The sequence below is a fragment of the Vibrio sp. Isolate25 genome, from assembly GCF_022398025.1.
GTDB classification, from domain to species: domain Bacteria; phylum Pseudomonadota; class Gammaproteobacteria; order Enterobacterales; family Vibrionaceae; genus Vibrio; species Vibrio coralliilyticus_A.
Map to the genome: position 1 here is coordinate 694,850 of NZ_JAKEUT010000001.1, position 20,055 is coordinate 714,904.

At 43.5% G+C, this 20,055-nt stretch carries 14 protein-coding genes and 1 pseudogene; 6 read left to right on the forward strand and 9 right to left on the reverse strand.

Annotation, left to right across the window (positions count from 1 at the left end):
* Positions 1-7: 7 nt before the first annotated feature.
* The 5 genes from L1D15_RS03015 to L1D15_RS03035 form a co-directional block, all read right to left on the reverse strand.
* A complete protein-coding gene (locus L1D15_RS03015; RefSeq protein WP_239875108.1) occupies positions 8-4,543 on the reverse strand; it encodes a cadherin-like domain-containing protein in 4,536 nt (1,511 codons plus the stop codon).
* On the reverse strand, positions 4,429-7,407 hold the full coding sequence (locus L1D15_RS03020; RefSeq protein ID WP_239874623.1) for a VCBS domain-containing protein: 2,979 nt from the start codon (positions 7,405-7,407) through the stop codon (positions 4,429-4,431). The genes L1D15_RS03015 and L1D15_RS03020 overlap by 115 nt, the downstream gene beginning before the upstream one ends.
* Before the next feature lie 166 nt (positions 7,408-7,573).
* Positions 7,574-8,059 (reverse strand): hypothetical protein, encoded by a 486-nt coding sequence (locus L1D15_RS03025; RefSeq protein ID WP_239874624.1) that lies wholly within the window; start codon positions 8,057-8,059, stop codon positions 7,574-7,576.
* The gene (locus L1D15_RS03030; protein ID WP_239874625.1) at positions 8,056-9,174 is read right to left on the reverse strand and encodes a cytochrome c peroxidase; all 1,119 of its coding nucleotides are present in this window, start codon (positions 9,172-9,174) and stop codon (positions 8,056-8,058) included. Before L1D15_RS03030 ends, L1D15_RS03025 begins: the two co-directional genes overlap by 4 nt.
* A gap of 51 nt (positions 9,175-9,225) precedes the next feature.
* Positions 9,226-10,737, reverse strand: coding sequence for a lytic polysaccharide monooxygenase (locus tag L1D15_RS03035; RefSeq protein WP_239874626.1), 1,512 nt, complete (start codon positions 10,735-10,737; stop codon positions 9,226-9,228).
* A gap of 753 nt (positions 10,738-11,490) precedes the next feature.
* Between L1D15_RS03035 and L1D15_RS03040 the strand changes: the two genes are divergently transcribed.
* On the forward strand, positions 11,491-12,186 hold the full coding sequence (locus L1D15_RS03040; protein WP_239874627.1) for a transporter substrate-binding domain-containing protein: 696 nt from the start codon (positions 11,491-11,493) through the stop codon (positions 12,184-12,186).
* Between the two features lie 92 nt (positions 12,187-12,278).
* On the opposite strand, the gene L1D15_RS03045 is transcribed toward L1D15_RS03040, so the two are convergent.
* Positions 12,279-12,917 (reverse strand): NAD(P)-dependent oxidoreductase, encoded by a 639-nt coding sequence (locus tag L1D15_RS03045; protein ID WP_239874628.1) that lies wholly within the window; start codon positions 12,915-12,917, stop codon positions 12,279-12,281.
* Between the two features lie 125 nt (positions 12,918-13,042).
* Between L1D15_RS03045 and L1D15_RS03050 the strand changes: the two genes are divergently transcribed.
* Positions 13,043-13,933 (forward strand): LysR family transcriptional regulator, encoded by an 891-nt coding sequence (locus tag L1D15_RS03050; RefSeq protein ID WP_239874629.1) that lies wholly within the window; start codon positions 13,043-13,045, stop codon positions 13,931-13,933.
* Between the two features lie 45 nt (positions 13,934-13,978).
* On the opposite strand, the gene L1D15_RS03055 is transcribed toward L1D15_RS03050, so the two are convergent.
* Positions 13,979-15,532, reverse strand: coding sequence for an alanine/glycine:cation symporter family protein (locus tag L1D15_RS03055; RefSeq protein ID WP_239864045.1), 1,554 nt, complete (start codon positions 15,530-15,532; stop codon positions 13,979-13,981).
* A 533-nt stretch (positions 15,533-16,065) separates the two neighbouring features.
* Here L1D15_RS03055 and L1D15_RS03060 point away from each other — a divergent pair.
* Complete coding sequence (locus L1D15_RS03060; protein WP_239864046.1) at positions 16,066-16,326, forward strand: hypothetical protein; 261 nt, start codon at positions 16,066-16,068, stop codon at positions 16,324-16,326.
* Between the two features lie 53 nt (positions 16,327-16,379).
* On the opposite strand, the pseudogene L1D15_RS03065 reads toward L1D15_RS03060, so the two are convergent.
* A pseudogene (locus L1D15_RS03065) lies at positions 16,380-17,074 on the reverse strand (pirin family protein).
* A 23-nt stretch (positions 17,075-17,097) separates the two neighbouring features.
* Entirely contained in the window at positions 17,098-17,541 is a 444-nt protein-coding gene (locus tag L1D15_RS03070) for a DoxX family protein (protein WP_239874630.1), read from the reverse strand.
* Positions 17,542-17,878: 337 nt separating this feature from the next.
* Between L1D15_RS03070 and L1D15_RS03075 the strand changes: the two genes are divergently transcribed.
* The 3 genes from L1D15_RS03075 to L1D15_RS03085 are packed head-to-tail and all read left to right on the forward strand — an operon-like array spanning position 17,879 to position 20,022.
* Positions 17,879-18,472, forward strand: coding sequence for a LysE family translocator (locus L1D15_RS03075; RefSeq protein WP_239874631.1), 594 nt, complete (start codon positions 17,879-17,881; stop codon positions 18,470-18,472).
* A 16-nt stretch (positions 18,473-18,488) separates the two neighbouring features.
* A complete protein-coding gene (locus L1D15_RS03080) occupies positions 18,489-19,301 on the forward strand; it encodes an AraC family transcriptional regulator (protein ID WP_239874632.1) in 813 nt (270 codons plus the stop codon).
* A gap of 10 nt (positions 19,302-19,311) precedes the next feature.
* Positions 19,312-20,022: an AraC family transcriptional regulator gene (locus L1D15_RS03085; RefSeq protein ID WP_239874633.1), complete on the forward strand. Its 711-nt coding sequence runs from the start codon at positions 19,312-19,314 to the stop codon at positions 20,020-20,022.
* Positions 20,023-20,055 lie beyond the last annotated feature (33 nt).

A 20,055-nucleotide genomic window follows, 5' to 3' on the forward strand; every position in this document is an offset into this window, starting at 1 on the left:
TTATTTTTTAATAAGGATCAATTAAGTGGCTAGGGTCAGTATGATCATGGTGTTCGTCTGGGTTTATTAGATCCTGATGCTTGTTATCGCTGTCATTAGTTTGGTCATGTTTTGGTTCTAACATGTCTGTATCCACGGCGTGCTCTTGGAGCTCAGTATGTTCTTCTTGAGCCATTACAATATCAATATCATTTGGCAAATCAGATGGTGATGATGTTTCTGTAGAAGCTTGTTCGGAGTTTAAGCCGAGAGCAGAGAGATATGCAGCTGCGCCGTGGTGTGAATTGCCTTCACCTGTTGGCGGAGCGGTTTGTTCATCGGTAACATCATCAGGAGAAAGTATGACATCAACGGTTGGTACTTGTTGATCTACCGTCTCATCAGATTGGCTAACTGGCGTGGGAGCTAGTGATGTTAGCGTCATCCTTGCACTGGCGTGTGTTGCACCAGAGTGTGCATCTTGGACATCGTAAGTAAAGTGTACTTGACCGTTGTAACCTTTATTGGGGGTGAACGTATAAGTCCCGTCTTGGTTATCTCGAATGGAGCCATGGTCAGCAACTAAGTTGTCAACCGATAATTGTCCCTTGTCGTTACTATCAATATCTCTGGCGTTTGCTAACAAATCAGACGCGGTGATGGTTTGAACGGTGTCTTCTTTGCCAGAGTTTAACTGGACCTCACTTGATACAGTAGGGGCGTCATTAGTGCCATGAATTGTGATCACAATGTCATGGGTAGTGCCATCCTTTGAGTGCACGGTCACGGTATCGGTCAAGGTTTCATTCTCACCTAGTTGTTGTATTTCAGGCTTACGATTATCAATGTAATAACCCCAATCGCCTTTTGGACCTATTTCGAGTTTACCGCCTAACGATGATGTGTAAGGTGCCCATTCAGGGTGCATAGGTGCAGATATTAATGTGTTAAATTCAAATCCTGATTCGCCAAGATCTGAATCTGCCGCTGTGAGCATACCATGAGCCTGGATTGTGTATGAGTAGTTTCCGACAACAGAAGCATTGGGTTTGTAATCTTCCGCTACATCGCCTGTATCTTGACCACTAAATACTGCAGCATCGTTAGTTGGTAAGAGGGTAGTACTAGCCCCTGTGCGGACTTCACCCCCGTTTGTATCCTTCACGTCGTAGGTAAAGTGCACTTGACCGTTGTAGTCTTTATCGGGAGTAAAGGTATAAGTGCCGTCGTGGTTATCTTTGACTGAGCCATGGTCGGCAACGAGATTGGCGATACTCAGTTGGCCTTGGTCGTTGTGATCAACGTCATTAGCGTTCGTTAATAATTCCGCAGTGGTGATGGTTTGCACTGTGTCTTCTTTACCAGAGCGAAGGTGAACTTCAGCTGATACAGTTGGTGCATCGTTAGTACCAAATATGTTAATTTGAATACGTTCTGTCGCTTTTGACCCATCAGTGGAAGTTGCGGTAATGTTAAATCCTTCAGCCTTAAATTCCCCCTCTTCGAGAGAGTTGGCTTTGGTTGGATCTAGATCGTAATGCCAGTGTCCATCACTATTTACATTTAGTGTACCGTAGCGTCCTACGAATTGCCCAGCAGTGAAAGATACTTTATCTATAGTGTCTACATCATGAGCTTGAAGTTGCCCTGAAACTCTTGGAGTAATATCCTCTGTCACACTTCCGATTGGTGCGGTAAGCGAGTTGGGAGTGTCAATGATGATATGATCATCTGTGCCCCTGATAACTGCTGTAAACGGTATATGTGTACCATCTTCAGTGATTATGATCATAGAATCACTCAGTGATTCACCGGTACTGAGCCCCTGGATATTTGCATGGTCGTTATTTGCCATATATCCCCATTTGTTATGCCCATCATAGCCATGTGTAAAATTGAAAGTTCCGTAAGTTGCTGTAATAATTCCAGCAAAATTGGGTGTGAGTGTGTGTGTGACACCATTGACAATAACACCTACTACTTTTTCTTGTAGCGGAGAGTCTGGGTCATGAATGTCTAGATTATTCCAGCCTGACCACAGTTCATTTACTGAATAGATGAATACTTTATCTTCAGTGACGTTTACTGATGTAGGGCCATTAATGATTGCAGCATCATTGGTCCCTGTTATTACAATCTCTAAATTTTGTGTGGCACTCGCGCCATGTTCATCAATTACGGTGACAGGAATAGTGAGCGTATCTTTTTGCCCACTTGTAAGGTGTTGATAAGCCGCATTGGTTGGGTCAAAGCTATAACTGCCATCTGGATTGAAGGTTAAGCCATCAATCGGTTGAGCTATTGAATAGGTTAATGTTGCACCATGGTCGGTATCATGACCTTGCATTTGTCCCGTTAACCGCTTTCCATCTTCGGTTACGGCATGAGATTGAGCGGTGAGGGTGGGAGCGTCATTAGTGCCGTGTATATTGACTTGTATGGTAAATGAAGTGCCATCTTGTGACTTTACGACACACTCATCAGTGATAACTTCTCCATTTGCAAGATTTTGAATCAAGGGTTGATGATCTTTGATAGTGTATAGATAACCACCATCTTGTGATATCACGATGTGACCACCCAATTTTGTGTCATAGCCAATGCCTTGATAGGTTTGAGGGCCTAAATTGATATTGAATTGAGCCTCTCCTTTGTCGGGGTCAATGATATCAAGCTTGCCACTAAAGTGGAGCTTATCGTGTGCATCGATATAGTTGCGATCTTCAGTAACACCGTTTAGATGTTTATCAGATGGTGCATAATTTATCGTGGCGTTGTCTGGAGCAGCCGCTAAGTTCATCGAGGCAGTTTGCTGTACAGACGCACCATGCTCATCTTGTATTTGGTAGCTAAACTGGACTGGACCAGTGTAATCCTTATCAGGTGTAAAACGGAAAGTACCATCATGGTTGTCTGTAACTTGTCCGTGGTCGGCAGAGAGGCTGTGTATGCTCAGTTGTGCGTCATGGTCAATATCACTGGCATGAGCAAGTAAGTCAGAGGCTTGCAAGGTCACCGCTGTGTCTTCTTTTCCCGCAGCCAATGTGACTGATGACGACACCGTTGGAGCATCATTGGTGCCTGTAACAGTAATTGTAATACGGTGTGGCGTGCCATCCGCAGAATGGACTTCATACATGACATCTTTCGTTTCACCTTGCTTTAGGGCTTGTACCGCTGGATTGCCATTTGCTAGAACATAATCCCAATTACCGTATCGGTCGATGTGCATTTCTCCCTGGAAGGGGTCACTAATTGCTTTTTCGTGTCCAAATATACCTGATTCCCGAAAGTAATTTTCATTTACATCAGAATCGGTTACGTGAAGGGTTCCGGTAACTTGAATTTGATGCATTGAATCATGAAAAACGTGCCTATCTTCGGTTATTGAACCGGTATCGGTACCCGAAATTGTTGCAGCATCACTTACCGGAGCCAAGGTCATATTTGCCCCAGTATGGGTTACACCAGAATGAGCGTCTTTCACATCGTAGGTGAAGTGTACTTGTCCGTTGTAATCTTTGTCTGGGGTAAAGGTATAAGTACCGTCGTGGTTATCTTTGATTGAACCATGGTCAGCAACGAGATTGGCGATACTCAGTTGACCTTGGTCGTTGTCATCAACATCAACTGCATTTGCTAATAACTCCCTAGCTGTAATGGTTTGAGCGATGTCCTCTTTGCCCGAATTAAGTTGTACCTCACTCGATATAGTTGGTGCATCGTTGGTTCCATGAATGGTGATGACGATATCGTGGGTGGTGCCATCTTTGGAGTGAACGGTGACGGTGTCAGTGAGTGTTTCGTTTTGTCCAAGTTGTTGGATAGCAGGTTTACTGTTGTCAATTGAGTAACCCCAATCACCTCTGTCATTGATGTACAAACGTCCACCAAGCTGGGTATGATACGAGTTAGCTAAAAGCTTGGCATCAAACTCCGATTGGCCCGCATCTGGGTCGGTTACTGTTAGTGTGCCATACGTGTCCAACTGTCCGGCTAACCCTGACACCTGNCCAAGTTGTTGGATAGCAGGTTTACTGTTGTCAATTGAGTAACCCCAATCACCTCTGTCATTGATGTACAAACGTCCACCAAGCTGGGTATGATACGAGTTAGCTAAAAGCTTGGCATCAAACTCCGATTGGCCCGCATCTGGGTCGGTGACTGTTAGAGTGCCATACGTGTCCAACTGTCCGGCTAACCCTGACACGCTCGAAGCCAAATTATGGTCTTCGGTAACATCTCCCGTATCTTTTCCGCCGATGGTTGCTGCATCGTCTTGGGGAGCTAAGGTCATGTTTGCCCCCGTATGCGTCACACCAGAATGAGCGTCTTTTACATCGTAGGTGAAGTGTACTTGTCCGTTATAGTCTTTATCGGGAGTGAAAGTATAAGTACCGTCTTGGTTATCTTTAATTGAGCCATGGTCGGCGATGAGATTGGCGATACTCAGTTGGCCTTGGTCGTTATGGTCAACATCGATGGTATTAGCCAACAAATCTGCTGCTGTAATAGTTTGAGCGATATCCTCTTTGCCCGAGTTGAGTTGTACCTCACTCGATATAGTTGGTGCATCGTTGGTTCCATGAATGGTGATGACGATATCGTGGGTGGTGCCATCTTTGGAGTGAACGGTGACGGTGTCAGTGAGTGTTTCGTTTTGTCCAAGTTGTTGGATAGCAGGTTTACTGTTNGTTGTACCTCACTCGATATAGTTGGTGCATCGTTGGTTCCATGAATGGTGATGACGATATCGTGGGTGGTGCCATCTTTGGAGTGAACGGTGACGGTGTCAGTGAGTGTTTCGTTTTGTCCAAGTTGTTGGATAGCAGGTTTACTGTTGTCAATTGAGTAACCCCAATCACCTCTGTCATTGATGTACAAACGTCCACCAAGCTGGGTATGATACGAGTTAGCTAAAAGCTTGGCATCAAACTCCGATTGGCCCGCATCTGGGTCGGTTACTGTTAGTGTGCCATACGTGTCCAACTGTCCGGCTAACCCTGACACGCTCGAAGCCAAATTATGGTCTTCGGTAACATCTCCCGTATCTTTTCCGCCGATGGTTGCTGCATCGTCTTGGGGAGCCAAGGTCATGTTTGCCCCCGTATGCGTCACACCTGAATGCGCGTCTTTGACATCGTAGGTAAAGTGCACTTGACCGTTGTAGTCTTTATCGGGGGTAAAGGTATAAGTACCGTCATGGTTATCTTTGATTGAGCCATGGTCGGCAACGAGATTGGCGATACTCAGTTGACCTTGGTCGTTATGATCAACATCGACTGCATTTGCTAATAACTCCCTAACTGTAATGGTTTGAGCGATGTCCTCTTTGCCCGAGTTGAGTTGCACTTCACTCGAAACATAAGGCGCATCGTTGTCGCCATGAATGGTGATGACAATGTCGTGAGTGGTACCATCTTTGGAGTGAATAGTGATGGTATCTGTGAGGGTTTCGTTTTGACCTAACTGGTCAATTGCTGTCGCCGTTGAGGGAGATAACCCACTTGAAGGTGTTTTCCCTAGGTTGACCATGTAGTGCCAAGTGCCATCAGCGGAGAGCATGAGTCTGCCGTATTGGCCTGCATAGTTGAAGTTATTGGATACCGACGAGTGCGACAAAGTATCGAATGCAGACTCTCCGGTATCCGGGTCGATAATGCTCAACTTTCCATCAGCATACAAAAGTGTATTGCCCAATTGAGCCATGCCAGGCTGAGCATAATTAGGAGACATATCTTGCCCAGCATGACGCTCGTAAATGTGGCCTGTATCAACCCCAGTCACTTGAGCGGCATCATTGGTCCCTGTTATTACAATCTCTAAATTTTGCGTGGTATTCGCGCCGTGCTCATCAGTGACGGTGACAGGAATAGTGAGCGTATCTTTTTGCCCACTTGTCAGGTGTTGATAAGCCGAATTGGTTGGGTCAAAGCTGTAACTGCCATCTGGATTGAAGGTTAAGCCATCAATTGGTTGAGCTATTGAATAGGTTAATGTTGCGCCATGGTCGATATCATGGCCTTGCATTTGTCCCGTTAACTGCTTTCCATCTTCGATTACGGCATGAGATTGAGCGGAGAGGGTGGCAACGTCATTGCTTCCTTCAACTTTGATGGTGATTGAATGTCTTGTTCCGTCCGCAGACTGAATGGTGAATACTTCTTGGTGGTGTTCAGATTGATTGAGATATTGAACTGCCGCTTTATTATTATCGAGAATGTAGCGCCATGAACCGTCTTTGTTGAACTCTAAAGCACCATATACCCCCGCTTGTTGACCAGCAATAAAGTAATCTTGATTGGCATCTGGGTCTTGTATTGATAGCTGACCACTCACAAAGGTTTGTTTATCTTCAGTAATGGAGCCAAATCCACCGCTAATCGATGCGTGATCGTCGGTGCCACCAATCGACATGTTGACGACTTGAGATGTGCCATCTTTAGTGTGGATGGTAAACGATTCATGCAATTCAGTTTGACTGGTTAGTGCTTGAATGTTGCTTTGCGAATTGTTGACCTGATACTGCCAGTGACCTTGGGCGTCGATTGTTAATGTACCAAATTTCCCTTTGAGAGTTTCAGCTTGAACGGCGCTCTCATCATGGTCAGGGTCAATCACATCGATTTTGCCCGAGGTAGTGATCAAGCCATGTGAGTCGACATTACGATCTTCAATAACACTACCTCTAAGATCACCTGATATGCTTGGTGAATCTTGGTGCCCCTGAACCGGAACTTGAATGACAACATCTGTTCCATTCGACAAGTGAACAGTGAATGTATCAGTTCCTGGCTCCTGTTTCTGTAGAGCAATGTAAGCTGGAGATTTTGGATCCAGTGTGAATGTGTAACTACCGTCGCTATTGATATGTAAAGACCCGTATTTACCTTTCATTGTCTCATCTATATAGGTTATTTGAGGTTGCGAAGTTAGCGCTGGCGTTTGCAGTGGTGTTGACGGTTTTGTAGTAACGGTGTTTGGTGTGTCAGTGTGGGGGACATGGTTGGTAATCTGATGCACAAGCGGATGTTGTTTAGTTGATAGATGATGAGATGGCGTTACAGACAAAGAGTCTTGGAGATGCCCCTTTTCTTCCATTTCAGCAACGGCTTCTTCGCTCTTTAGACTCGCTTTTGGCGCCGGAGTATTTGGAGTGTCATGGCTTGTTTGAACTGTTTCATTTTTTACCACAGAGCTTGAATCGTATGGCTGTTCACCAGTATGAGATTCATTCGAAACATTATCTGTTTCTTTACTTAGCACGAGAGAAGGCAGAATCATGGCGATCTCACGAGGAAGTGGAACCTTAATGTTTAGGCGTGAGAACAATCGAACTTTACTAGCCGCTGTTTTGTTCTTTGAGGGGGCTTCCTCCTTGTTAACGTTAGCATTCGATTTTCTGTCTTTTTTGTCATTAGTCGCCATTGATGTTCCCTGCCGTTATGAAATTAGTCTCTCTTCAGTAAAGTACAAATTCTGATTCTTTTCTATCTTCAGCAACTATTTAAAATGATTGGATTTTGTTATTACCCAGCTATCAGTTTTAGCGGTTGTCATATTCGCAATAATGCGCTCAAAGCGTACTGTGTTATCAGCGATCTTGTTCTTGGTGAATCTTTAATGTGATCGTTTCATTAGGTGTGCCTACAACTTTGACTGGGTAGCTACCCCATTCATGAGTGTTTATGTGAGTGATGGTCATATCTGGTTGATCGCATTGCTGGTTAGTAATGTTTTGCCCCGTTGTATCCGCGTCTTTCATTTCTATATTTATTCCCGTGCTGTGGAAGACAACGAGCTTTTCATCCCAATTCTCAACAGATAGATTTAGGTAAGCTTGTCCATCATTATTGAGTTTAAGTGTGATCGCTAAGGGAGTGGAAACGCTCAAGCTTTGTTGAGCGGCTTCATCGGGTGACTGTGCCGTTTCAAATGTGTTGGTTGGTAGCTCACATAGGGCACGATATTCTTTAGCAAAATATTGGTTGCGTGCTGAATTCATATCGGCAAGGGCTTGAGGGCTAATAAGCGCGATAGCGGTTGTCAGGCTGATGAATATTGGGCGTGTTAGTATCATCTTAATATTGTTTCCGATTGTTGTTGGTGTAGGCATGATGGTGTTGAATTTTGCTCATTCTTAGTACTAACAGAGGAGCCGAATGGTGAATTAAATGGATAGCGTGTCCAGTCTTGGTCGATAGATAACGAGCGAAGAAAAGCAATGAGTGCTTTTTTCTCATTGGTCGTTATATTAAATCCATTAATTAGAGTACTTTTGGCCGGGTGATGGTAACCATCGCCCTTATTCGGCCCATAGCTAAGTTTTCTTCCGCCTCTGGCATAACTCTCTATGACGGACTCCAATGATTGGAAGCTACCGTCATGTCCCCAAGGCCCAGTGTTTGATACATTGATTAAAGAAGGAATGCGAAACTTCCCATCGTCCTCCCATCGTTTTGTATATTGCCTTACCCCAGGCTCACCAATAGGGTAGGAGAGCATCCCATTTTTGTTAGGTACCCCGTAGAGACCCGTATTTTGATAATGGCTTAGGGTATTTACAGGTTGATTCAGCAAGGGGCCGCCATGACAGGCTGAGCAGTTGAGTTTGTCACTATAGAAGAGCTGCAGGCCATGTTGCTCCTGTTTTGTTAGGGCTGTGATATCTCCATCCCTATACCGTAGGTAGCGTGACTCTTGGCTAGTGATCAGCGTTAAGTACTGCTTTAGAGCCCGTACTATGCGCTCTACGCTGATGTTTTTATCACCAAATGAACGCTCAAACATCGATGGATAACAACTGTCTTGAGCTATCCGTGAGATCAACTTTTTCGGTGTTATACCCATTTCGATGGGGTGAGTCGAAAACATTGGGTTGGTGATCGCAGTATCGATTATCTTGCGAGTGGGATCGGCCTGAGAAAAGTGAGTAAAGAGAGATACATTGAGCAGTGAAGGAGTATTTAGCGTGCTGTGGTTGCCATTAATGTCGATGGTTTTCGTAAATGTGTTACTCCAGCCATGTGTGGGTGAGTGACAAAGTGCGCAGCTTCTGTTCTCTTTGACGGATAACCGAGTATCAAAAAACAGATGACGGCCTAGCTCTTGTATTGCACTAATCGGCTCCTCTGCGAAGGTGACACTAGGTAAAAGCAAAAGTAGAGCCAATAAGACGTTGAAGTAATACGACATAGAAAACTTACAGAACTAGGCCACCTAAATATAGGTGGCCTTTGATTGACTTTAATCTAGCTTACGCCACTGTTGATCGACCCAGTTAGGGTCACTGGCAACACCAGGTAAGAACGCTTCGTCGTTACAGTGTGCAGCCCAGTCGCCGAAACATTCGTAGATACCTTCGCCTTCAAACTTCACCACGTCACCGGCCACGTAGCTGCCAAAGCCTTCTGGGTATAGGTAGTCATACTCAATCTCGCCTTGTTCTTCAACAACGGAGAATTCGTATGCGGCTTGTTCAGTGGAACCATCAACCTGACTAAGAATTCGAACGCTATAGTTTCCTAATGCATTGACTTCAAAAGATGCAGGCTGCTCTGTTGTTCCTTTGATGATTTGTTCTGGTTTCTCACCGCCAACGGTTCTCAATGTCGCTGTATATGAGTAAACATCTTGTTTGCCATTGATAACAGTGACCTCAACAGGAATAGAAAGAGTTTCGCTAGGTGCTAACTCATACTCTGCTTCTTTGTTTGACCACTCTATAGAGGTGTCATTGGCATCCTGATCGACTTTTTCAATCAAGTGTGACCAATTCTCGTTGGTGTAGTAGATATTATTCTCTGATGGGTCGTCACTGATGATCACTTCATCTTCATCGTTTAATACACCCACTTGCACATATTGTGAAATAGTCTGATTACTGTTGATGGACTCTGCTAAGTCAATTTTCCAAAGATCGTTTTTCTCGTTCTCAGGCGTAATATCCTGTAAGACTTCGAAATCTTCATAACCTTCATACATCAAACGAGCCTTGACTTGGTCTCCAGAAGCGACGTCGATTGTTTCCGTTGCAAACTCTTCACTTTTCACCCATGGTGACTCGTCTGGCCCCGGTTCGTGGTCACCGACGATAACGTTGGCACAGCTATAAAAGGCTTCTGGGCTGTCCCATACATCTTGAGGCGGCTCTCCTAAAACTTCATGAGCTTTATGATCCGGGTTAGGGCGTTGCCAAACTTGGTAGATAATGTGTTTGCCCGTTTTGCCTTCTGGCCATTTTACTTTGTACTTAATAACCTGATCAGGTAAACCTCCTTTACCGTCAATAACGGTGAGCCTTTCCAAGTCTGCCCAAGTCAACCTATCCGTATCCGGATTGAAACCGTCACGAGTGACGAAAAGATCCCAATACCATGTTTTGTGTACTGCTGTGTGCATATAGGTGATTTCAAATTCGCCATTTTCGTCCAGCTCAATTTCAGTGGCATATCGGTTAGCACTTGGGATATCAAGTACTGAGTAATCGCCACCTTTAGAAGCTGAACATAGCTCTTCGTCTTTGATGACTGCTTGGTGATCGCCAGCAGCACTGCCGCTATTAATCTCATTTTTTTGATTTTCGACAGTGCTATTACACAAGCTCGGATCTGTGGTTGTGTTTTCGTAACAGCTATTCGCATAATCTTGTGGTGAGACCATATAGCCATGAGCTGACACTGGGGTGACATAAACACTGCTCAGTGCCGCAGTGAGTAAACTCAGCTGCAATACTGTATTTTTCTTATTGATTTTCATTAGGTGTATCCTCTTGTTGTCATAACCTAGAACTGAAAATAGTACGGGTTTAATAAGTTACTTATCTAATTGCTCGATAGTTAAATTTATAAAATTAAACGATGTGAATTACTTTTATTACCGGTATAAATATATCGATGATATTTTAAAATGTAATTGTAATTTATTTAAATTTTCAATAATTAATATTTCAAGTGTTCATTATTGACTCGGTATTTTCGTGATTAATGCATTGCAAGCATTATATTCAGCTTGTTTTGTATGCCCATGCCCTTGGTGAACATTGTTTTTATGGCATAGGTCTCAGTCTATGGAGTTAAGCTCAACTAAACGGACTTGTTCTTGTTATATATTTTGACGTTATTAACGTAGTCTGTTTTTGTATCCCAAAAATTAAACTCTCGAATACTTTGGGTAGTTATTTTATATAAATTTACATATTCCTATTCAAGTTTTATTTCTGATTTTCCATCTCAGGGAAGAAAGTGTTTTTTTATAAAAAAGAATTTGAATGGATATCACGTAAATAATTTAATCTTGCATTCGTTTAATGTGTATTGGAGTAAAACTGAGCGCAGCTTTTCACCCGTTCATTGCCATCTCGCAAGACTATAGTGTGGAGTTTAAGCTGATACTCAACAAGTCCAATATTGGTTTAACTTTGCATGGTGTGTCAGTATGTAACCTATATAAATAACAAAAAGACATTTGCTATCTATACTTATATTAATTATTAAGAGATAACTGTTTGATATGATGACAAAACCCTTACTGATCACAGCATTAGTGTTCATTTTTATGAGTATGAAGACGCATGCTGCATACGATATGCATTTTTTCCTGCCAGACTTTCCGCCTTACACTATGGTTAATGATCAAGGGCAGCCAGATGGAATTGGTCTTGAAAAGGTCTTACCGATCTTGTCGTCTATCGGAGTAAATTATACGGTAACAGTGTCATCAAACCACGGTAGAGCATTGTCTGAATTAAGAAAAGAGCGCTCTGATGGCTTCTTCATGGCCTCGAAAAACGAAGAACGGGATAAGTATGCGGTTTTTTCAGAACCCGTGATGATCAATCGTTGGGTTTGGGTGGTTAGAACCGAAGATATGAACGGATTTGATCCCCATAGTGATACCTTCAAAGCAAACGCCAAGGTAGCGAGTTTACTCAATACGAACACTTCTTATTGGCTCAAAAACCAAGGGTATCAAATCAGTCCGCCAGTGACCAATCCCTCAGGATTAGTTGAAAAGCTGGATAATAAGGAGATTGATGCCTTTCTTGTTGCTGAGGTGGTATTTCTCCATGATGTGATCGACTTAGAAGGGTATGGTGTGGTTTTAGAAGAAGAAAAGGCTTTTGGCCTCTATATCTCAAAACGTTTTCTAGAACAACACCCTGAGTTCATGGAAAAGCTTAATACAGCCATCCGGCGTTTTCGTTGATTGTGAAAACTTTGTGATGAGTCAGTATTAGGGCTGTCGATATATCATCACTTTTATAAATGAAACAGGAGCCATGTAAGGCTCCTTTTTACTTAGTACGCAACACCAATACGTTGGTTTAGGTGCTTGGCTGACTCAAGTTCGTCGATCATAGCAACAGCATAATCAGCGACTGAGATTCGACTGTTGCCATCATTGTCTGTCAGCAGTGTGTCACCACCAATTCGGTAGGGTGATTGCTTCTCCCCAGGGAAAATTTCTGCTGCAGGGCTGATGAAGGTCCAGTTGACAGAAGTTTCAGCCGAGCGAAACACCTCTAAAGCTTCTCCCATAGCGACAGCTTCTGGCTTATACTCGTCAGGAAATTCTGGAATAGAAATAAGCTGAACGCCAGGTGCAACTTCCAGAGAACCGGCGCCACCGACCCAAAGTAGTCGAGATGCGCTAGATTTAGGCAGCTGAGTCAGCAGAGTTTCTGCTGTTCTAGCGACGATGTCGTGATTGCCGGCGGCGCGTCCGCCAATGGCTGAGATCACGACTTCTGCATCATCAACTGCGGCTATGATGTCAGCACTACTATCCAGTAAATCAAACTGTCTTGTCTCAACCCCTTTTATTTCAAAGTTAGCAGGGTTTCTTACTAAAGCGATAACCTCATGCCCGCGCGCTTTTGCTTCGTTTACGATGTGGCTACCGATCCAGCCTGATGCACCTAATACTGCAATTTTCATCTTTGTTTCTCCTATGAGTGATTTTGTATTTATTGACAACAATTGCAGTCTAATAGGTGTTAAATGAGTTATAAATTAGCCATAATGATACACATTGTATCCTTTTATGTTACTAATGGTGATGTATGGATCGCCTAACCGCAATCAGAAGTTTTATAGAAGTAGCGAACACTAAGAGTTTTACCAAAGCGTCGGATGCACTCGATATCAGCCGTCTACAGGTGTCGCGTCACGTTCAGGAGATTGAAAGTTGGCTTCAACAGCGTTTGCTTCATCGTACAACAAGAAAAGTCAGCCTGACGGATGCTGGTGAGCAAGCGTATGTACGATGCCAACGCATTTTGGACGAGGCTGCTGCATTAGAGCTGGAAGCGAATAATCGTAAGGACGCGTTAATTGGGACAATTAGAGTTGCCTCTCCTATAGGGCTTGCACAAAACTTATTGATAGATATCGTCGAGAAATTTGTCTCGCGATATCCGCAGGTCGTTATTGACATATTGGCTTCGGATCAATATTCAGAGTTAGTGGATGAAAGGGTCGATGTTGCACTCAGATTTACCGATACACCCGCAGACAATCTTATTGCTCGTCGATTGATGGCTATTGATATGGCGGTATGTGCTTCGCAAACTTATTTGGATAGCGTCGGAGAGCCGAAAGTAGCTGAAGAGTTAAGCGAGCATAATTGCTTAACACATTTAAACACGAAAAACTGGTCGTTTGTTAAAGATAATCAAACGATCGATGTTTCAGTATCAGGTAACATTAGAGCGAACGACTTAGGAACCTTGGTTAAGGTCGCTCTCAATGGCAAAGGCATTATTCGCTTGCCGTGTGACTTGGCGAATCCATTGATAGAAAAGGGGGAATTAGTCTCGATTCTCCGTGACTGTCACTGTCCAAGTTATGCCCTTTGGGCTGTGTATTTATCTCGTAGTTATCAGCAGCCAGTGGTTAGGCAATTTATAGATTTTTTAGTGGAATGTTGGAAAGACGACATCAAGAGGAAATAATAAACCCGGCGAAAATGCCGGGTTTATTATTAGAGAGGAAGATGTTTATTGCTCTACGGCTTCAGTCTGCGTTTGTTTCTGTTGCTGTACTTTGTAGACCTTACCAGCATTGAAACGTTCAAGGTAATCAGCAAGATCGCGTTTCACTTCAGGAACTAGGATGTAAAGACCGATGATGTTCACCAATGCCATTGCAAAGATCATCGCATCAGAGAAGTCGATAACAGGACCTAAGTTCATTGCTGCACCAATCACAACGAAGATACAGAATTTAACTTTGAAGATAAGCTCCGCTGTTTTGCTCTCTCCGAATAGGTAAGTCCACGCTTTCAGACCGTAGTAAGACCAAGAGATCATGGTAGAGAAAGCAAACAGAACAACTGCAATAGCAAGAATGTAAGGGAACCAGCTGATCGCGCTGCCAAATGCTGCTGATGTCAGTTCAACACCTGCTAGACCAGTATCAGTATCTAGGTAACCCGTAATGATGATAACTAGAGCCGTCATAGTACAAATTACAACGGTATCGATGAACGGTTCTAGCAGAGACACGAAACCTTCTGACATTGGTTCTTTTGTTTTAACTGCTGAGTGAGCAATAGCCGCAGAACCCACACCCGCTTCGTTCGAGAATGCTGCACGTTTGAAACCTTGGATAAGCACACCGATGACGCCACCAGCAATACCTTCACCAGTGAATGCTCCGTTAAAGATAGCGCCAAATGCGTCATCAATGCGGTCGAAGTTCATTAGGATGATGATAAGTGCCGCACCGACATAAATGGTCGCCATGAAAGGAACCACTTTCTCTGTCACTTTAGCGATAGACTTGATACCACCGATGATAACAATACCAACGATGACAGCTAGGATAAGACCAAACAACCAGCCTTTATCAGCAAAGAACGAAGCGTCGCCACCTGTTACACCGACTACCTGCTTGAACGCTTGGTTAGCTTGGAACATGTTACCGCCACCAAGAGAGCCACCGATCGCAAACACAGAGAACAGAACTGCTAGTGTACGGCCAAATGCAGCGTTACCGCGTTTAGCTAGACCTTTGCTTAGGTAGTACATAGGACCACCAGAAACAGAACCGTCTGGGTTGGTGTTACGATATTTCACACCAAGAGCACATTCTACAAACTTACTCGACATACCAAGTAGGCCAGCAAGGATCATCCAGAATGTTGCACCTGCGCCACCGATAGAAACTGCGACCGCAACACCAGCGATGTTACCAAGACCAACAGTACCAGATAGCGCTGTAGTCAGTGCTTGGAAGTGAGATACCTCGCCATCTTCTTTGGCTTTTGGATCTGAGAACTTACCGGAGACTAATTGAACTGCGTGTTTGAAACCACGGAAGTTGATGAAGCCAAGGTAAAAGGTAAAGAAGCTTGCCGCAACAACCAACCAAAGAACGATCCAAGGCACCTGTACGTCTGTAAAAGGGAAAGGAATGGTCGAGAAGATCATTCCTACAAATGGGTTGACGATAGGTGCAACGACTTCGTTGATTTTGTCATCCAAGTTGGATGCCGCAGCGCTACCTGCAAAAAGACTTGCCAAAACGGCAAGCGATATACGCTTTGTCATGCTTTTCCTGCCTATGCATTATGGTTTATATAAATATTATTTATATAGATGTTGTGTTTGTTACATGTGTGTAACAAATGGGTATTATTCATTTTATAAATAGGTCCGCAACATCTTTGGCGGAAAACTTGATCCAACAAACAATTCTGATATTCGCTAACTCTAGACGGATAAATTGAACTTCTTCACTGCTTTTTGCATAAAAAGTGGAATTATTGATGATAATTCGGTTTTTAATATAGTTGTTAATACTGTATTCGTGGCTGAAATATAAAACTGTGTGATTAAAGTTTGAACAGCAGACAAATTTGCGTTAAGGCTCATAATAAGTGATTTGTGATGATTTATGTTTTATTGGTGAATATCAATTCGCGTTGTCAACGAGAGAGTACAGCACTGAATACGAGCATTGGAGCAATGGCGGAAAATTGTCACTTTCTTGTCATAGACAGAAGGTACTTTCCCGACCGGATATTACTTTTAGTTCGTTTTTTAGAATGATGTACGAAATTTACGGTTAGAAGCAGAAGAAAATGACAAGAAAGTTGAACACGCTAGACGATATTATCATCAAAAAGCTACAAGATAATGGATTAATAAAAAGTGAAGCTGAGGCGTATCTGAAGCGTAATGTGTACAAGCTGGATAGGCACGAAGTGGACACAATCAAGAACTACTCTGAACATTTTGGTTTAAGTGGCAAAGAGAGAATTATAGATGACATTCTCGAACTTAGAAGAGAAGCTCTCATAACAAAATTGGCTAGTCGAACAGCTGAAGTTTTGGAAAATTAGCGTTGAAACCTCAGGGAGGTACGCTTTTTTTCCCTGAGGTAATCTAGAGGAATTTACGGCAGGTCAAATACCAGTGCAGTCACCATTTCTTCTCCTGTGTTTGCAAAAGAAAGAGAAGTGGTATCTTCCACTTTTGCACCGTCACCTGGATGAAGAATGGTGCTATCGACTGTCAGTTGCCCTTCAATTTGATGGATATAAACATTTCTTCCTTGTACAACTTCATAGTCAATGTGTTGGCCTGGCGACAAAATCAATTGATTTAGAAAGGCATCCTGTTTTATATGTAAGGTGCCATCGCGACCATCAGGTGTGGCGATAGGTGTTAAGCCTTCTGTGTGACCAAAATCTTTTTGCTGATAGCTGGGCTCTTTACCAAACGTATTTGGTTGAATCCAAATCTGTAGAAATCGCAGAGTTTCGGAGTCAGACGCATTGTATTCACTATGATAGATACCACGCCCAGCGGACATAAGCTGGAACTCTCCGGCAGGTAAGGTTTGAATATTGCCTGACTGTCTTTGTGTTCGATGGAACCTTGTAGAACATAACTAACGATCTCCATATCTCGATGGCCATGTGTGGCAAACCCGGCACTTGGCTGAACAACATCGTCATTAATGACTCGTAGCGCTGAGAAACCCATGTGCTGTGAGTCATAGTAATTGCCAAAGGAGAACGTATGTTTACTGTCCAGCCAGCCAAAACTTGCTCTACCACGGTCATTTGAATGTCTTACGGTAATCATAATAATGCCCTCCTAGTTTGGGATTAAGCGAGTGTCTTTGCGATATATTGATCGAGACCGGCTTTACCTGATCCCGATAATGCCAATGAAATGCTTGCTGCCATGAGTGCTAACCCAAACTCATAGCCATTGTTTGCCATGAACAGACCGTTTTCAAAGTGAACTGAGAAAATGGCAACAAGCATAGTAAAGGCAAGAGCGACAGAAGCTGGGCGAGTAAGCATGCCAAGTAAGATGAGCAAACCACCAAAGAACTCAGCACTACCGGCTAAAAATGCCATCAGAACACCGGGTCCAAGGCCGATAGATGCCATCCATTGACCTGTGCCTTCTAAGCCATAGCCACCAAACCAGCCAAACAATTTTTGTGCACCATGCGCCATAAATATAATGCCGACCGGAATACGTAAGGCCAACGCACTGTAGCCTGCGTTTGATTCTGTCAGTGTTTTTAATAGAGCTTTCATACTATCTTCCTCAAATTTTTCAAATTTAGTAGTAGAGGGTTTATACCTTTCCCTCAGTGGTTAAAACTAAGTTTAAGTGCTGATGAGGTGAGAAGAAATCGGATAAAACTAACGCACTTGTTCGAATTATTCGAACAAGTAAAATTTAGGTAGAGGGGAGATTATAAATGTTAGGAACTTTGGCAAGATTGGATTGGCTACCGCAAAGGTAAAGGTATTCGATGTTCTGCCTGACTTGTTGCTATTCAGCTTGTTTCCAACAATTAATGCACTGCAATATCGTTCAATACTGGCTTCCTCCTAGTCGTTATCTTGGTAAAAAAGAGGAGATAACGAGATGGAAAATTTGATATTGGCGATGGTGGTGTTTGCATTCGTTGGAGCCGTGACACCTGGCCCTGTGAATTTATTAGCGACAACTACTGCGGTAAATGATGGGCTAAGGGCTGCGTCAAAGCACGTTCTGGGCGCATCGATAGCGTATGCTGCTGTCGTGTTTGGTACCGGGCAGATGATGCAAACACTGGCTTCGACGTTACCGAAGCTTGAGTTTTGGATGCAGTTAGTTGGAAGTAGCTTCTTGTTTTACCTTGCTTACCAAATCTTTGTTGCGCCTGTGCAAGGTGTCACTGTTCAACAAGGGAAGAGTTCCGGCTGGGTGACTGGAAGTTTGACTCAAATACTCAACCCGAAGGCATGGTTGGTAGCGATGTCCGGCGTAAGTCTTTATGTAATAGGGCAGGAAAATGAACAATATTCCTTGCGTCTATTTACTCTGGTTTCATTATTAGTCTGTGTGATCGGGGTTGGCATATGGGCGATGATTGGCCGTATTTTAGCGAATCGACTTGCAAATCCACGAGCTCATCGTCAATTTAATCGATTCATGGCAATGATGTTATGCGTATCTGTCGTGATGATTTGGCTCTGAATGGAATGGTGAGTGAATGAAGAAAGATAAAAGTGCGAGTTTCAAGCAGAGTACGGTTCTTCCATGGATCGAGCTACGTGTCGCCAATCAGTCGACGGCATGTTATGACGCTCACTCCCATGATGAATTTTCATTTGGCATTATCAATCAGGGCCGTGCAGATTACCGAAATCGGCGCAATACACATCAGATTGGGCAGGGGGATATCGTTACTATTAACCCAGCAGATATTCATTCGTGTAACCCACACCAAGGTACTTGGTCCTATAGTATGTTGTTTGTTGATGCATTGGAGATGGGACAAATCCAGCAAGAAATGAGTTCTAATCAACGATATGACTACCTAGCTTTTGAGAGTGATTTAGAGCGTCATCCGGAATTTCAGCAACGGTATTTGGCACTTTTTTCCGCGCTTCAGAGCGAAGAAAATGTGTTGTTAGCTCAATCTTGTTTGTATGATTTTATTGAGCTTACTTCTCGACAGAGAGTTAAACCGATGGCAAAGACTGGCTTGTCGAGTCTTGCGGTGGTGCGCGAGAAGTTAATGGATGAACTGAGTAACTCTCATTCCCTAGAAGCGTTAGCAGAGGAAGTGGGAATGAGCCGGTATCAGCTTCTACGTGCTTTCAAGGACCACTATGGGTTACCGCCATACGCTTATCTTATGGACGAAAAGATAAAGCGTGCGAAAGTGATGCTCAAGTCTGGAGAAGATATTGTTGATGTTGCCAACAATCTAGGCTTCTCAGATCAAGCGCATTTTCAGCGACATTTTAAAAAGAAACTTGCTGTGACACCTAAGTTTTATCAGTCTCACTTTGTGGAGTGAACCCAGTCCGATGTTGGAAAACAATCTCACCATTCGAGCCTATACCCGTCAACGTAGAGGCCATGCTCATGAACATCATCAGCTTGTGCTTCCTATTTTAGGTACCATCATTATTGAGCTGGAAGGCTATCAAGGAAAAGTGTCGGTCGGTGAGTGCGTGGTGATACAGGCCAACACTTTTCACCATTTTCGCGCTAAAGAGGCTGCGCGTTTCATTGTCGCTGATTTAAACACCATACCAGAGAATTTGTTGAATATGGACACTCTGGTTTTTCCGATTTCTTCACCACTTCAGTCCTACTTAACATTTGTTGAATCTCAGCTGCAGCATCGGGTAACCCCTTCCATCGAGGAGCCAATGGTCGACATGTTTATGAAGTTATTGGCGGAGCAACAGGCTGGGCAGCAACTTGATCATAGGGTTAGAGCGGTGCTGCATCATATTGAGGAAGACCTAGCCAGAGAGATCACGGTTGATAACTTAGCTAAGATCGCCTGTTTGAGTCCGACGCAGTTTAAAAAGATCTTCAAACAATCCACTGGATTAAGTGTTCTGCAATATGTAACCAAACAAAGAATGGAAAAAGCCAAGGCACTCCTCACGCATACGGATATCCCAGTTCAGCTTATTGCAGAGAGAGTAGGGTACGCTGACCTGTCGGCTTTTAGCCGTCGTTTTTCATCATCATTTGGGCTTTCTCCCCGAGAGCTACGCGGTTGATGAAATTGAGTCTATAAAATCAAGTAAAGTGTC